The organism is Streptomyces sp. NBC_01275 (assembly GCF_026340655.1).
In the GTDB taxonomy this organism is placed as follows: domain Bacteria; phylum Actinomycetota; class Actinomycetes; order Streptomycetales; family Streptomycetaceae; genus Streptomyces.
In genome coordinates, this window is record NZ_JAPEOZ010000001.1 from 9,148,701 (window position 1) to 9,162,413 (window position 13,713).

Annotated in this window: 11 protein-coding genes; 2 read left to right on the top strand and 9 right to left on the bottom strand. The window is 73.7% G+C overall.

Annotation, left to right across the window (positions count from 1 at the left end):
- Positions 1–121 precede the first annotated feature (121 nt).
- The 3 genes from OG562_RS40265 to OG562_RS40275 form a co-directional block, all read right to left on the bottom strand.
- The gene (locus OG562_RS40265) at positions 122–535 is read right to left on the bottom strand and encodes a Zn-ribbon domain-containing OB-fold protein (protein WP_266409787.1); all 414 of its coding nucleotides are present in this window, start codon (positions 533–535) and stop codon (positions 122–124) included.
- Between the two features lie 125 nt (positions 536–660).
- Entirely contained in the window at positions 661–1,425 is a 765-nt protein-coding gene (locus OG562_RS40270; protein ID WP_266406895.1) for a TetR family transcriptional regulator, read from the bottom strand.
- A 77-nt stretch (positions 1,426–1,502) separates the two neighbouring features.
- Positions 1,503–2,351, bottom strand: a complete 849-nt coding sequence (locus tag OG562_RS40275) for a bifunctional methylenetetrahydrofolate dehydrogenase/methenyltetrahydrofolate cyclohydrolase (RefSeq protein WP_266406897.1) — start codon at positions 2,349–2,351, stop codon at positions 1,503–1,505.
- A gap of 208 nt (positions 2,352–2,559) precedes the next feature.
- Between OG562_RS40275 and OG562_RS40280 the strand changes: the two genes are divergently transcribed.
- Positions 2,560–3,387 carry a hypothetical protein gene (locus OG562_RS40280; RefSeq protein ID WP_266406900.1) on the top strand — a complete coding sequence of 276 codons (828 nt, stop codon included), beginning with the start codon at positions 2,560–2,562 and terminating at the stop codon, positions 3,385–3,387.
- Between the two features lie 57 nt (positions 3,388–3,444).
- Positions 3,445–4,218: a peptidoglycan-binding protein gene (locus tag OG562_RS40285; protein ID WP_266406902.1), complete on the top strand. Its 774-nt coding sequence runs from the start codon at positions 3,445–3,447 to the stop codon at positions 4,216–4,218.
- 274 nt (positions 4,219–4,492) lie between these two features.
- Here the strand turns inward: OG562_RS40285 and OG562_RS40290 are convergent, their stop codons facing one another.
- From OG562_RS40290 to OG562_RS40315, 6 genes are all read right to left on the bottom strand, one after another.
- Positions 4,493–6,871: a SpoIIE family protein phosphatase gene (locus OG562_RS40290; protein ID WP_266406904.1), complete on the bottom strand. Its 2,379-nt coding sequence runs from the start codon at positions 6,869–6,871 to the stop codon at positions 4,493–4,495.
- A gap of 102 nt (positions 6,872–6,973) precedes the next feature.
- Entirely contained in the window at positions 6,974–7,354 is a 381-nt protein-coding gene (locus OG562_RS40295; RefSeq protein WP_266406906.1) for a hypothetical protein, read from the bottom strand.
- A gap of 335 nt (positions 7,355–7,689) precedes the next feature.
- Positions 7,690–8,613, bottom strand: a complete 924-nt coding sequence (locus tag OG562_RS40300; protein WP_266406908.1) for a MurR/RpiR family transcriptional regulator — start codon at positions 8,611–8,613, stop codon at positions 7,690–7,692.
- Positions 8,614–8,713: 100 nt separating this feature from the next.
- Entirely contained in the window at positions 8,714–10,366 is a 1,653-nt protein-coding gene (locus tag OG562_RS40305; RefSeq protein ID WP_266409788.1) for a glycosyltransferase family 39 protein, read from the bottom strand.
- Between the two features lie 96 nt (positions 10,367–10,462).
- Positions 10,463–12,379: a phosphatase PAP2 family protein gene (locus tag OG562_RS40310; RefSeq protein ID WP_266406910.1), complete on the bottom strand. Its 1,917-nt coding sequence runs from the start codon at positions 12,377–12,379 to the stop codon at positions 10,463–10,465.
- 199 nt (positions 12,380–12,578) lie between these two features.
- Complete coding sequence (locus OG562_RS40315) at positions 12,579–13,484, bottom strand: N-acetylglucosamine kinase (protein ID WP_266406912.1); 906 nt, start codon at positions 13,482–13,484, stop codon at positions 12,579–12,581.
- Positions 13,485–13,713: the final 229 nt, after the last annotated feature.

Below are 13,713 nucleotides of genomic sequence, written 5' to 3' on the forward strand. Positions count from 1 at the left end.
AGCGGGAGCCCTTCACGCCACGAAGGAAGCGAAAAGGGACCTGTGGGTTGCCTGTGCCGCAGGAGTCTGCCCGTGCGCACAAGAATCAGGCCACGGGGGACTGCCCCCGAAACCATGCTGTCTAGTGCCAGGCCCGGTAAGGCTCTTCGAGCAGTTGGAAGACCGGCTCGCCCCGCACCGGGTCCTTCACCGTGGACAGCCGGACGCGGTCGCCGCTGTGGACGCCGATGAGCGGCCCCATGACCCGGCCGCGCACCACGAACCCCTCGGCCATCTCGACCAGCGACACATTGCGCGCGGAAGGGGTGTTGCGGTGCACCACCGTGGCGTGGCGGACCGTGCCCGTGCCCGCGCTGCGCTCCGTGGAGAGGTCGCTGCCCTGGCAGACCGGACAGAGCAGGCGGTGGTACATGGCGGTCCCGCACCAGTTGCAGCGCTGGAAGAGGATCGTCTCCGTGTCCGGGCTCTGGCGGTCGAGCAGGCCCGCCGTGGAGCCGGCTGCCCGCTGAACGGCGCTTCCTGAGTGGTGGTACACGCTGGTCAACTCCCTGCGCTCGGGCGGAATCCCACGTGCGCGGTTCGCCGTGCCACCGCGCACGGCCACAGCGTATGGCACTCAGTGCCACGCGTAAAGGCACTGCGTACCCATAATTTCGGGACTCAGCCCCGTCCCAGCGTCGTCTCGATCTCCTGCACCACCCGCCACAGCGGCGCCCCGCGCCGGGACACGACCACGACGACGTCACCGTCGGCGCCCACCGCGCCGGGGTCCTCGACGATCGCGGGCCGCACCTCGGCCGGAGGCGTGGACGCGGGCGACGCCGTCGGCGCCGTCGGCGTCCCGAACGCCGACTGCACGTATCCCAGCGCGTGGTCCACCGTCGCGCTCGCGTCGCCGCGTCCGTCCGAACGCAGCCAGGAACGCAGGGCGTTGTTGTGGGCGGCGACCACGGCGGCCGCGATCACGTCGGCGCGGAGGCTGCCGTCGCGCCGACCGGCGTAGCGGGTGCGCAGATACGCGGCGAGGGCGCGCTCGTAGCGCCAGACCACCGACAACTCATAGGCGCGCAGCCCGGGGACCTGCTTGGTGAGCCGGTAGCGCTGCACGGAGAAGGAGGGGTTCTCGGCGTACATGAGGAGCACGAGCCGGGCCGCGTCGCACACCCGTCGCACCGGCTCGTGGGCCGGGTCGCTCAGGGCGAGGAAGGCGGTCATGTCGGCCAGGCACCGCTCGTGGTCGGGGAAGACCACGTCCTCCTTGGAGGGGAAGTAGCGGAAGAAGGACCGCCGGCCGACGCCCGCGAGGGCGACGATGTCGTCGACGGTGGTCTGCTCGTAGCCCCGCTCCAGGAACAACTGGAAGGCCGCCGCGACCAGGGCGTCCCGCATGGGGGGCTTCGCCTCCGCCTTGTGAGTGGAGCTCATGGTCGCCGAACGTAGCACTCGACCGACGACGATGGCACTCAGTTCCCTCTTCAGGGGGAACCGAGTGCCCTGAGAGGTCAGAACCGCTCGGCCGCCTCGACGACGTTCGTCAGCAGCATGGCCCGGGTCATCGGGCCCACCCCGCCGATCGGCGGCGCGAACGAGCCGGCGACGTCGCCGACGTCCGGGTGGACGTCGCCGAGGACGCCCTCGACCGTGCGGGTCAGGCCCACCGAGAGCACGGTCGCGCCCGGCTTGATCCAGTCCGGCGTGACCAGGTGCGCCACACCCGCCGCGGCCACGACCACATCGGCCACGCGCGCGTGCGCGGCGGTGTCCTGGGTGGCCTCGTGGCAGAGGGTCACCGTGGCGTGCTCGGTGCTGCGGGTCAGCATCAGACCCAGCGGACGGCCCACCGTCACCCCGCAGCCGATGACGCAGAACTGCTGCCCGGTGATCGGTACGAGGTTGCGCCGCAGCAGGTCGATGATGCCGCGCGGGGTGCACGGCAGCGGGGCCGGGATGCCCAGCACCAGCCGGCCCAGGTTCGTCGGGTGGAGCCCGTCGGCGTCCTTGACCGGGTCGATCAGCTCCAGCACGGCGTGCGTGTCGATGTGGGCGGGCAGCGGGAGCTGCACGATGAAGCCGGTGCACGCAGGGTCGGCGTTCAGCCGCAGCACGGCGGCCTCCACGTCGGCCTGCGAGGCGTCGGCGGGCAGCTCCACCCGGATCGACGCGATGCCGACCTGCGCGCAGTCGCGGTGCTTGCCGCCCACGTAGGAACGGCTGCCCGGGTCGTCGCCGACGAGGATCGTGCCCAGCCCCGGCGCGATGCCGCGGTCCTTGAGCGCCTGGACCCGGAGGGCGAGTTCGCTCTTGATGTCGGCCGCGGCGGCCTTGCCGTCGAGAAGTGTTGCGGTGGTCACGGGAGTCGACGAGCCCTTCAGGAGAAGACGACGGTCCGGGAACCGGCCCTGCGACCCGCTCCCCGGCATCTCATCGTACGACCCGCGCGTCCCTCGCCCCGCCGCGCGTCCCACCGGCCCCCGGCCGGTGGGCGGGCCCGCCCACCGGAGGCCCCGCCTGCCGGCGTAACCTTTCTGCACCGCTCGTCACCCCCGCGAGGAGACCCGCATGCCCGCCGCCCGCCCCCGCCTCCTCTACGTCACCGACCTGGCGTACCCGGCCCGCGGGCGCCGCTACGGCGACGAGGACGTCCTGCTCGCCTCCCGGCTCCGCGCCGACTTCGACCTGGCCCTGTGCCATCCCCTGGACGCGGCCGCGCTGATGGACGCCTTCGACGGCGTCGTCGTCCGCAACAGCGGACCCGTCCTCGGCTACCAGGAGGAGTACGACGCCTTCCGCGAGCGCGCGCTCCAGGACGGCGTACGCGTCTACAACCCGCTCACCGGCCGCGCCGACATGGCCGGCAAGCAGTACCTCCTCGATCTGAGCGCCGCGGACTACCCGGTCATCCCGACCGTCGACCGCGCCGACGACCTGCACCGCCTGCCCGAGTCCGACCGCTATGTGGTCAAGCCCAAGCTCGGCGCCGACTCCATAGGCCTGCGGATCGTCGCCCCCGACGCGCTGCCCGCCCTGGCCGACGGCACGGTCCTCGTCCAGCCCTGCGTCGACTTCGCGTACGAGGTCTCCTTCTACTTCGTCGACCACGACTTCCAGTACGCCCTGTACGCCCCGCACCCCGACCGCCGCTGGGAGCTCCAGCCCTACGCGCCGACCGGGCGGGACCTGGAGTTCGCCCGGCGCTTCGTCGACTGGAACGGCCTCGCGCACGGCATCCAGCGCGTCGACGCCTGCCGCGCCCCCGGCGGCGAGCTGCTGCTGGTGGAGCTGGAGGACCTCAACCCGTATCTGTCCCTGGACGCCCTCGACGACAGCGGGCGGGACGCCTTCGTCGCCGCGACGACCCGCTCCCTGCACCGGTTCCTCGCCGGCTGAACCCCGCCGCCGGCGCGCGCGTATCTCTCCCCGGGGACACGGACGGAGGGAGACAGCGTGCCGACACCGGCCGAAGGGGGACAGCCGCACGAGCGGCCGGTCCTGGAGCCCATCGTGGTCCTGCGGCCGCGCAGCACCGACGCGCTCGCGGAGCTGTTCCGCGAGATGACCGAGGACACCGCCGCCTCCTACGAGGAGGTGGAGCTGCCGCGCGCACCGGACGGCGTCGAGGCCGACACCGCGGAACTCCCGCCGGTGCCGGCCGGCGGGGAGGGCCGGGCCTGGGACCACACCGGGTCCGGGAAGCCGCGCCCCGCCCGGTCGCGGTCCGGGCCGGTGGGGAAGGGCGCGCGCACCCGATCCGCACCCGCGCGGGAACGCGTTCCATCCGGTTCCGGTTCCGGTTCCGGTTCCGGCTCCGGTTCGGGGCACCGCCGTGCCGCCGTCACGATCGCCGTGGCCGCGGCGGCGCTCGTCGGCTTCGCCTGCGCCCTGCTGCTGCCGGGCCGGGGCGGCGAAGCGGCCGCCCAGACGATCCCCTCGACCCCCGCCCCGACCGCCAGCGCCACACCGTCCGCCGAACCCTCCGCCGACCCGGACGGCGCCGGCGTCCTGCGCGAGGGCGACAGCGGCCCCGAGGTGAAGGACCTCCAGCAGCGCCTGCTGCGCATCCCGAACGTGTACGACCAGGGGGCCACTGACGGGACGTACGGCACCGCCCTCACCGAGGCCGTCGCCCGCTTCCAGGTCTGGTACGGGGTGCGCGGAGACGAGAGCGGCGTCTACGGCGACGACACACGGCAGTCCCTGGAGTCGCGCACCAGCGGCTGACCCGGTAACGCCTTGGAAAAACAACGGGCGGTCGACAGTGTGTCGGGTGTCACAATGAGCGGCGGGTCGGCGCGCGTTCGGCGCCTCGGCCCGCCGAGCCGAAAGCCGTCCCATGAACGCCTCCCGCATACCCGGCCTGGTGCTGCCCGTCGTCTTCCTGCTGGCCCTGGTCGCCGGGGCGTTCTGGTACTGGCGACACCGCGACGACTGAGCCCTGCCCGGACGGGTGCCCCGGACCAGGACGACCGCCTCTGACCGCGACGACTGAGCCCTGCTACCCGGCGTTCGGCGGGACCTGGACGTCGAGTACGCACACGTCGTCGCGTCCCTCCGGCTCCAGCACCGTGCCGAGCAGCCGGTCCAGCGCGGCCGGCGCGGCCCGGCCGCTGCGCTCGGCGGCGCGGGCCAGCCGCTCCAGGCCCCGGTCGATGCTCTCGCCGGGCCGCTCGACCAGGCCGTCGGTGTACAGCACGAGCCGGTCTCCGGGTTCGAGGCGGAACTCGGCCTCCTCATAGCGAGGGGTGTCGCTCGCGCCGAGCAGCATCCCCACGGGCCGCTCCAGATAGCGCGCCCGGCCCGCGCGCAGCAGCAGCGGCGGCGGATGGCCCGCCTGCGCCCACACCAGCCGCCGCTCGCGGGAGCTGTAGCGGGCCAGGACCATGGTCGCCGTGCCGTGCGGATCGCGGGAGTGCAGCAGCAGGGCGTTGAGTCGGGTGAGCGCGCCGGTCAGCGAGGAACCCGTGATGACCATGCCCTTGGCGGTGAACCGCAGCAGGGCCATCGCGGCGACGGCGTCCATGCCGTGGCCGGCGACGTCGCCCACCACGAACAGGGCGTCCCCGTCGGGCAGTTCGATGGCGCTGAACCAGTCGCCGCCCACGTTGAGCCCCGACTGCGCGGGCAGATAGACGATGTCCACGCGCAGCCCGGCCAGCCGGACGGGCTGCTTGGGCAGGGGCAGCAGCGCGTCCTGGAGACGGGCGGCCACCGTCCGCTCGGCCTGCAGCACCCCGTGCTGGGTGACCATCGCCCGCTCGCTGGCGACGAGGGCGAGTTCGGCGTTGCGCTGCGCGGTGAGGTCCTGGAGGAAGCCGTGCACCTCGATGGGCGTGCCGTCGACGTCCGACAGCGTCTCGGCGACCGCCCGCAGATGCCGGATCCCGTCCCGGGTGGCGATCCGGAACGGCATGTCGCACGGCTGCCCGTCGCGCATCAGCCGCCCGACGGCGCGGGCCAGCGCGGGCACGTCCTCGGGCAGCGCGAGGGCGGGCAGCCGGGGCAGCGGGACGGGGCCCTGCGCGGGGTCGCGGTCGAGGATGGCGAAGACCTGGGAGGACCAGTTGCGTTCGCCGGTGAGCAGGTTCCAGGTGGCCCAGCCGAGTTTGCCCAGCCGCTGCACGTCCGCCAGCCGCTGCTCCTGCCGGTCCGAGGGATCGTGCTGGACCCAGCTCACGACCAGCCCGTCGCCGAGGCGGGCGGCCCGCGCCGAGTACGTGGACAGTTCGCCGACCCCGTCCACGACCTGCTGCCGGGCGAACGGCTCGCTCTCGTAGGGCTCGTCGTCGGCCAGCGCCTCCAGGCAGCCCTGCCACAGCGGCTCGTCCGCGACCTCCGGCCAGCACTCCAGGAAGCGCAGTCCGAGCAGCTCGCGGCCGCCGCGGCCGACGGCGTCGGAGGTCCCGCCGGTGGCCGCGTCGATGCGGAAGTCCTCGACGGCTCCCGACGCGGAGCGCAGCGGGGTCAGGACGAGCGCGGCGACCGGCAGCCGGTCGAACACGGTCTGCACGGCGTCCGCGAGCGTGCCGACGGAATCGTCCGGCCGGGCGCCGAACGTCCGCAGCGGGCCCGCGCACAGCCGGGCGACCGCCAGCAGATGCGTGCGCACCGCGGGGGTGAACGGGCCTTCGCGGCGGCGCAGGACGCCGAGGACGACGTCGGCCGACTCCCCGGTCACCACCGGCAGCCAGGCGCGGGAGCGCCAGGTCGAGGGCGGGTCGCCGATCAGCGGATGGCGCAGGGCGTCCTCGGCCGGGTTCTCCAGCCAGTGCGCCCGACCGGAGTCGAGGGCGTCCACCGCGGCGATCCCGGTGAGCGGCGGCACCCGGCTCCACTGGCCGGCCAGCACGTCGTCGACGCCCGCGTGCCCGATCAGCTCCAGCCCGCCGGCGGGCCGCCGGGCGTAGATCATCAGTGCGTCGGCGTCCACGCCGGGGGCGAGCCGGTCCAGCAGGCAGCGGGCGAGGTCCTGCGGGGAGCCCACCCGCACGAGGGCCCGGCCGAGCAGGCCGAGGGCGTCGGCGTCGGGCTCCTGCGGGGTCGCGGCGGGTGCGGCTTCCGGGGCGGCGGCCGGGGACGGCACCCGCTCCGGGGCGGTGCGGGGCGGCCGGGCGAGGTCGCCGAGCGTGATCCAGCACTCCTCGAGGAGCGTTCGCCGCGCGCTGTCCGCCCGCCGCTGCAACTCCTCCTGGGCGGCCTCCGGGGCGCAGCCGAGCCGCGCCATCACCGCGCCCTTGGCCCGCTCCAGCACGGTCGAGGTGGCCGCCAGGTCCTGGAGCCGGTCCAGCTCGGCACGCTGGCGCGCCACCACCCGGGTCAGTGCGGCCAGGTCGGGCAAGGAACCGGGCTCCGCGGGCAGCGCGGGTTCGCTCGTCACGCCTTGAGCATCGCACACGGCCCGGGATGCGATCGTCGTCTTGCCGAACGCCCCCTGCCAGGGGCGACGCCCGTCCGCGACCGGCGGAGCGGGGCCCGCGGTTCAGCGACCCTGACTCTGCTCCACCAGGGCCTGGGTGACGGCGCGGACGCTGCGGGCGATGTGCTGCAGCTGCATGACCTCGGCCGCGTACAGCTTGATCGTGTGCTCGATGACCGACTCGGGCAGTCCCAGCCGGGGCAGATCGGCCCGGGCGGTCTGCAGGGCCGTGCGGGCCACCCTGACCTCCTGCTGGACCTGGAGCTGCGCGTGGCGGGCCAGGAGCACCGGGTGGCGCAGCAGCGCGGGGTAGCTCGCGTAGCGCGCGGGCACCAGCTCGCGCAGCCACTTGGCGGCCGATCGCTCCCAGTCGTAGCTTCCGGGCGTCTTGACCTGGCACGGCCAGTCCGGGCTGATGCGCGTCGTCGTCAGGGTCATGATCATCGCTTCCGGTGTGCGGAGTCGGGACGGGTGGTCCGACGTTTGTGGCGGCCCCGGTCCAGGGGATGACCGGGGCCGCCGCGGGCGCTCGCGCTAGCGATGCCCCGGACGCCCTGAGCGCCGACGCGGGTAGGGGACGGCGGCTTCGGACGCCCGTACAGGAGCCCTCGCGGGCGGGTGCGGCCGTGAGCAGTATTTATATATGCCGTCGCCTTTGCAAGACGTATGAAAACATTCATGCGTGAAATGCACAGAATGATCCCTCTGTGCATTTTCGGAGGAGGGGGGAGGACGGGGAGGACGGGAGGACGAGGAGCGGGAAGAGGAGGGGCGGCCGGTCATTCGCGCAGGAAGAACTGGTGCTGCTCGGCGATCTGCTCGTACTCCTCCAGCCGGGCCTGGGTGCGCTCGGGGCCCGCGTCGGTCATGGCCTGGAGCAGCGCGGCGGCCATCACCCCGGGCGCCGCGTAGGAGTCGAAGACCAGGCGGGAGCCGGTGCCGGTGGCGAAGGTGACGTCGGCCTCGTCGGCCACCGGGCCCAGCGCCAGATCGGTCACCAGCGCGACCTTCAGACCGGCGCTGCGCGCGACCCGTACCGCCGTCAGCGTCTCCTGCGCGTGCCGGGGCATCGAGAACGCCAGCACCCAGGTCCCGCCCGCCTCCCGCGACTGCAGCAGCGCGTCGTAGGCGACGCTGCCGCCCCGGGTCACCAGCCGTACGTCGGGATGGACCCGGCGGGCGGCGTAGGCGAAGTACTCGGCCAGCGAGGCGGAGATGCGCAGCCCCAGGATGGTCAGCGGAGTCGACTTCGACAGTCTGCGGCCCACGTCGATGACCTGATCGGGGTCGGCGAAGTCGCGGCGCAGGTTCTCCAGGTTCTCGATCTCCGCGTCGACCGCCGCCTGGAGCTCGTTGCTCCGGTTCGCCTCGTCCGCCACAGGTCCCCCGGCCAGCGTGCCGAGCGCGATCGACTGGAGCTTCTCCCGCAGCGCGGGGTAGCCGCTGAAGCCGACCGCGGCGGCGAACCTGGTCACCGACGGCTGGCTGACCCCGACCCGTTCGGCGAGGTCGGTGATCGACAGGAACGCCGCCTCGGTGATGTGCTCGATCAGATACTGGGCGATCCGTCGTTGCCCCGGGGACAGACGGGGCCCGTCGAAGAGCGCCCTGAGCCGGGACGTCGGGGACAGCTCCGCCTCCGGAGCGGTCTTGCCCGAGGTGATCGCGGACGCCTGTGCGCGTGCCTGCTGAGGCGATGGCACCGGTGCGCCTCCTTTGTCTCCCACGCAGCTCAACATAGCTCACGGCCCGTGGCGGTCAGGGGGGTGCGAGAGCACGCCGGACACGCCCGTCGCCTGCGGTTCACCGCCGGTAGAGGGTGATCGAATGCCCGACCTCGTCGACGGCCCGGCTGGAGTCGATGAGCTGCGCCAGCCGCCCCCTGGCCTTGGCCGCGGCCGAGTCCGACACGACCAGCAGCCCGCGCACCTCGTCCAGGGGCGCCCGTCGGGGATCGGAGGCGTGGATGCCGTAGTACGACGGCACCCCGCTGCCCTTGTAGACCAGCCACACCCGCTCGCCCGGGTACCGCTCCCGCAGCCGGTCGGCCAGCCTCCCGAGGTCCTGGCCCCAGTCCACGTTGGAGTCGTGCAGCCGCAGATGCGTCTGCGCGGGCCCGCCGAACGCCTCGTTGGAGTACGGCAGGTAGTACGGGTACGTCCGCAGCGAGCTGACCGCGACGAACGCCACCAGCGCCCCCGTCACCGCCGTCACCCACCGCCGTCGCACCGTCAGGACGCACCCCGCGGCCACCGCGAGGAACATCGGCAGGAACACGGCGTACCGCGTCCCGAAGTCCCGCGACCCGGTCATCGCCGCCGCCAGCAGCACACCGGCCGGGAGCAGCACGTACGGCGCCGCGGGCCGCAGCCGCCCTACCGTCACCAGCGCGACGGCCCCGGCGCTCCACAGCGCGAGCATGCCCAGCGGGGTCTTCACCGTCAGGGCGACCGGCAGGTAGTACCAGTGCGAGCCGGTGTACACGTGCCCGAACAGGAAGCCCTGCCACGGCTGGTTCTCCAGCCCGAACTGGATCCGCATGCCGTCCCGGTAGGACTCCGGGAACGGCAGGACGTCGACCAGGAGCCCGCGCAGCCCGTGCACCACGGGGGCCTGCGCCTGCTGCGGATCCCAGCTCAGCCGGGGATCGACCACCAGATACGACGCCCAGACGACGGCCACGGCGGCCGCCGCGACGACGGCCGCCCCCAGCAGGGCCCTGCGCCACCGCTTCGGCCACAGCGACAGCACGGCCAGGGCCAGCAGCACGGGCACCGCGGGCAGCGCGCTCATCTTGGTGGCGAGCCCCGCGCCGAGCGCCGCCCCGGCGAGCGGCAGCCACAGCCGCGGCCGGTCGCCGCGGGCCCGCCACAGCAGCCACGCCGATGTCAGCACAAAGCCCGCCGCCGGGACGTCCAGCGTCGCCAGCGAGCCGTGCGCGACGACGTCGGGGGAGAAGGCGTACAGGGCGAGGGCGGTCAGCGCCGGGGCGGGCCCGGCGAGGTCGCGGGCGAAGGCGAACACCACCAGGCCGAACAGCAGCGTCAGCACGATCACCGGCAGCCGCGCCCACAGCATCAGCCGCCAGGGGTCGTTGCCCGACTCGTACAGCAGCCGCCGGCCCGCCGCTCCCTGGTCGTCGGGGAGGTCGGCGGTCCCCCGGGGATCGGCCAGCGCCACCCCGACGGCCACGACGAGCTTGCCCAGCGGCGGGTGCTCGGGGTTGAGGCGGACGCGGTGCTCGTGCAGATACTCCGCGGCCGCGGCCACGTAGACGGGTTCGTCGATGGTCGGGGTCTGCTGCACCGCCGTCGTGACCATCGCGGCCGCCATCTGGGCGAGCAGCACGACCGTCAGCAGCGGGACCAGCCACGCACGGCGGGCACGCGGGGGCGACTGGGCCGCCCGGGCAGGAGGAACGGGCTTGAGGACCGTGTGCAGTTCGCGCGCCATCATCCGCACCGCGGTGACACCGGCCGCGCGGGGGCGGGAGCGATGCGGAGCGGCGGCCTCATGGGCCCCACTCTGCACCAGCTCCCGCCACGGAGGGCGTTACCGCTTCAGGAGTCGTACCGACAGACCGTCCGCCGTGTACACAGGTACGGCCCGCAGCCGGTCGGAGTTCAGCTCCACCCGGTCGAACTGGCCGCGCAGCGCCGAGGCGTCGATCACCGGGACGGTCGTCCCCGCGGCCGGCGGCTGCTCGGAGTCCAGGCGCAGCGACAGCACCGCGCCCCGGTCGAGCCGGACCCGCCCGGACACGGTGAGGACGGGCCCGTGGTGCCCGCGCAGCGTCAGATCCAGCGTCGCGCCGGACTCCTGCGCCCACGCGCCGCGCACCCGCACCGGGGCGTCGGCGCGCAGCGTTCCGCCGGTCAGCCGCACATCGCCCTGACCGAGGGCGTTGGCGTGCCCGGCGACGAGCACGCCGTCCTCGAGCACCGTGCCGCCGTGGTAGCGGTTGTGCCCGGTCAGGGTGAGCGTGCCGGAGCCCCGCTTGGTCAGCCCGCCCTCGCCCTCGATGTCGTTGCGCCAGGCGTCGGCCGTGTGGAAGCCGCCCTTGGCCGCGTCCAGGGTGACGCTCACGTCGGACTCGAACGCGCCGTAACCGTCCGCCGCCGCGAACAGGTTGAGCCGGCCCCACTGCTCGAAGCCGTCCAGCAGGACGTACCCCGAGGGCAGCGCGGTCGTGCGCAGCACCGCGCGACGCTGCTCGGCGCTCAGATACGGCTGCCGGGTCTCCAGCAGCACCTCGGCGCCCTTGGGCACGGTGAGGGGGTCCTGCCGGCCGTGCCGGGTCAGCACATAGGTCAGCCGGGGCTCGACGGCGCGGGCGTTGGCCTCGCGGTCGGCGTAGGCGTCGCCGGCGTCGGAGTGCGCGTAGGAGTACAGGGTGTCGGCCGTCGTGCCGGTCGCCTGCGTGAAGTAGGCGAGGGCCTGGGCGCGGGCGGCCGCCTTGAGGTCGGCGTTGGCCGGGTCGGCGAGCGTGGCCGCGGCCAGGGCGGTGGCCATGATGCGGCCGCCCAGGACGTCGACCGTGGAGTGCATGCCGGACATGATCCGGGTGTGGCTCAGCTCCAGGGCGCGCGTCACCAGCTCCTGGAAGCGCTCCGGCACGGCGTACGCGAACGCCAGCGACGCCAGGTGGAAGGCGTTGGTGTGCCCGCTGGGGAAGCCGCCGTCGTCGGCCGGGGAGGCGCCGCGCTGGCGCAGCAGCTGCGGGACCACGACGACCTTCGAGTCGTACACGGGGTAGCCGAGCGCGTCGGTCTTCCCGGTGTCGACGACCTGGCTGTCCTCGTTCATGCGCCACGGGCGCGGGTACTGGAAGGCGTACTTGCCGGGGTTGCCCGAGGCGTAGGGGCCGCGCACGGTGTCGACCAGCTTGGCGACCTGCCCGAGGTCCGAGGTGTACGAGCCCGCGCCGAGCGCGGAACCGGCCGGGGCGTCGGCGGGCACGGCGTCGCTGATCGTGGTCGCGGGCGTGGTGTCCGGCGCCGACGTGATCGACGTGACCGCCTTGGCGCCCGCCTTGTAGAGGCCGGCGAGCGGGCCCAGGCCGGCGATCATCGCGTAGCTCTGGTGCTGGCGGTCGTAGACGAACGCCTCCCTGCCCTGCGCCTCCGTGCGGGCGGTGGTGATCTTTATGGAGTAGCGCACGTTGGCCTGCAGGATCTCGGGCCGCAGCGGCGTACCGGTGTTCCACGCGGAACCCGTCTTCCACACCTGGGCGAAGCCGCCGAGCACCCGCACCACGGCGTTGGTCTCGGGCGTGAGGTTCGTCGTCAGGTTCGTCTTGTAGTCGTCGACGAACGGCAGCGGGCTCGTGGCGGCCTTGGCGTCGGCGGCGCCCAGCCAGGAGACCAGTGTCGGGGCGGCGACCAGGGCCGCCGAGCCCCCGAAGGAGACCTTGAGGAAGCGCCTCCTGTTCACGGCCGAGGGGGAGTGGGGCGCGGCGGGTGACGGCATGGGTGTGCCTCTCTTGAGTTCTTCGGCGGTGCGGCCAGAGGAAGGAGGTGCGATCGACTGCGGCCCATGAGCCTAGAGATGACTGATGACTTGTGGGCCGGATGATGCGTATGAGCGAAGATCTACGGCCGGGTTGTGTCTCTTCCGCGATGGCCCGGCGGCCGGGGCATGTCTCCCGGGTGAACGGGTGGCGTGCGGTTCACAGCAGAGAACAGGCCAGTGCCACCGCGCCCTCGACCGGCGGCACCTCCAACCGCCGCGGGCGCGACCCGGGCAGCGCCTCGGCGAGCGCTTCGGCGAACGCCTCGTACAGCGCGGGCTGGTTGAGCACGGTGCCGCCCGCGACCACGACGTCGTCGACCGGCACCCCGCGGGCGGAGAGCCGGACGACGAGCGCGGCGAGAGCCGCACCGGCCTCCGCGATCACCTTGCGGGCGAGCGCGGAGCCGTCGGCGGCGGCCGTGAAGACGACGGGGGCACGGCGGCCCCACTCGGCGGAGACGTCCGAGGCGCCCTCCAGCGCCGCGCCGAGCGCCGGGACCTCCGGCACGTCGAACGCGGCGACGAGAGCGTGGGCGAGGGCGTCGGGGGCCTCGCCGCGGTCGTGCGCGGCCCACACGGCGCGGGCCGCCTCCCGGACCAGACCGGCGGCGCCGCCCTCGTCGCCGAGGACCGCGCCCCAGCCGCCCACCTGGACGGGATCGCCGTCGGGTGTGCGGCCCACCGCGACCGAGCCGGTGCCGGCGACCAGGCCGACCCCCTTGGCGAGTCCGGCGGCGGGGACGAGGAGTTCGGCGTCCCCTACTACGTGCGTGGGTACGCCCAGGAGTTCTCGGAGGGCGTCGCGGATGCCCGCGCACTGGCGTGGGGTCTCGCACGCGTGCCCGCCGACGGCGAGCGCGGCGGGCGGTGCGCCCTCGGGGAGCGCCTCATGGACGAGATCGGCCAGCCAGCGCGCGGCGGCGGCCGGGTCGTGCGGCCGCCAGCCGCCGCTGGCGCGGCGGTGGTCGGCCACGACACGTCCGCCCGTGAGGGCGCGGAGGTGGGTCTTGGTACCGCCCACGTCGACGCCGACCACGAGGGGGCGCGAGGAAGGGGAGTCCAACGGATCCTCTTTCGTCGTTGTGCCAGGGCCCGATCCTGAATATCGGGCCCGGACTGCGACGGCGGGCGAACCGTGACCGGGAGAAGGCGAGTTGGCGCACTTGATGAACTAGGGAAGCCCCGGGACGGGCCTCTGGTGAAGCACGGCAGGCGAGTACCGTGAAGTTCGTTAGGAAGTTAACTAACGAAGTACAGTGCGTCAAGAGTAATCGCGCCCTCGACCACCGGGA

What these genes read in the sequence shown, in the direction of transcription:
- OG562_RS40280 (WP_266406900.1), top strand. Translation starts at nt 2,560, where the DNA reads ATGCCCGCCGCCCGCCCCCGCCTCCTCTACGTCACCGACCTGGCGTAC.
- OG562_RS40310 (WP_266406910.1), bottom strand. Translation starts at nt 12,379, where the DNA reads ATGCCGTCACCCGCCGCGCCCCACTCCCCCTCGGCCGTGAACAGGAGG.
- OG562_RS40270 (WP_266406895.1), bottom strand. Translation starts at nt 1,425, where the DNA reads ATGAGCTCCACTCACAAGGCGGAGGCGAAGCCCCCCATGCGGGACGCC.
- OG562_RS40305 (WP_266409788.1), bottom strand. Translation starts at nt 10,366, where the DNA reads ATGATGGCGCGCGAACTGCACACGGTCCTCAAGCCCGTTCCTCCTGCC.
- OG562_RS40295 (WP_266406906.1), bottom strand. Translation starts at nt 7,354, where the DNA reads ATGATCATGACCCTGACGACGACGCGCATCAGCCCGGACTGGCCGTGC.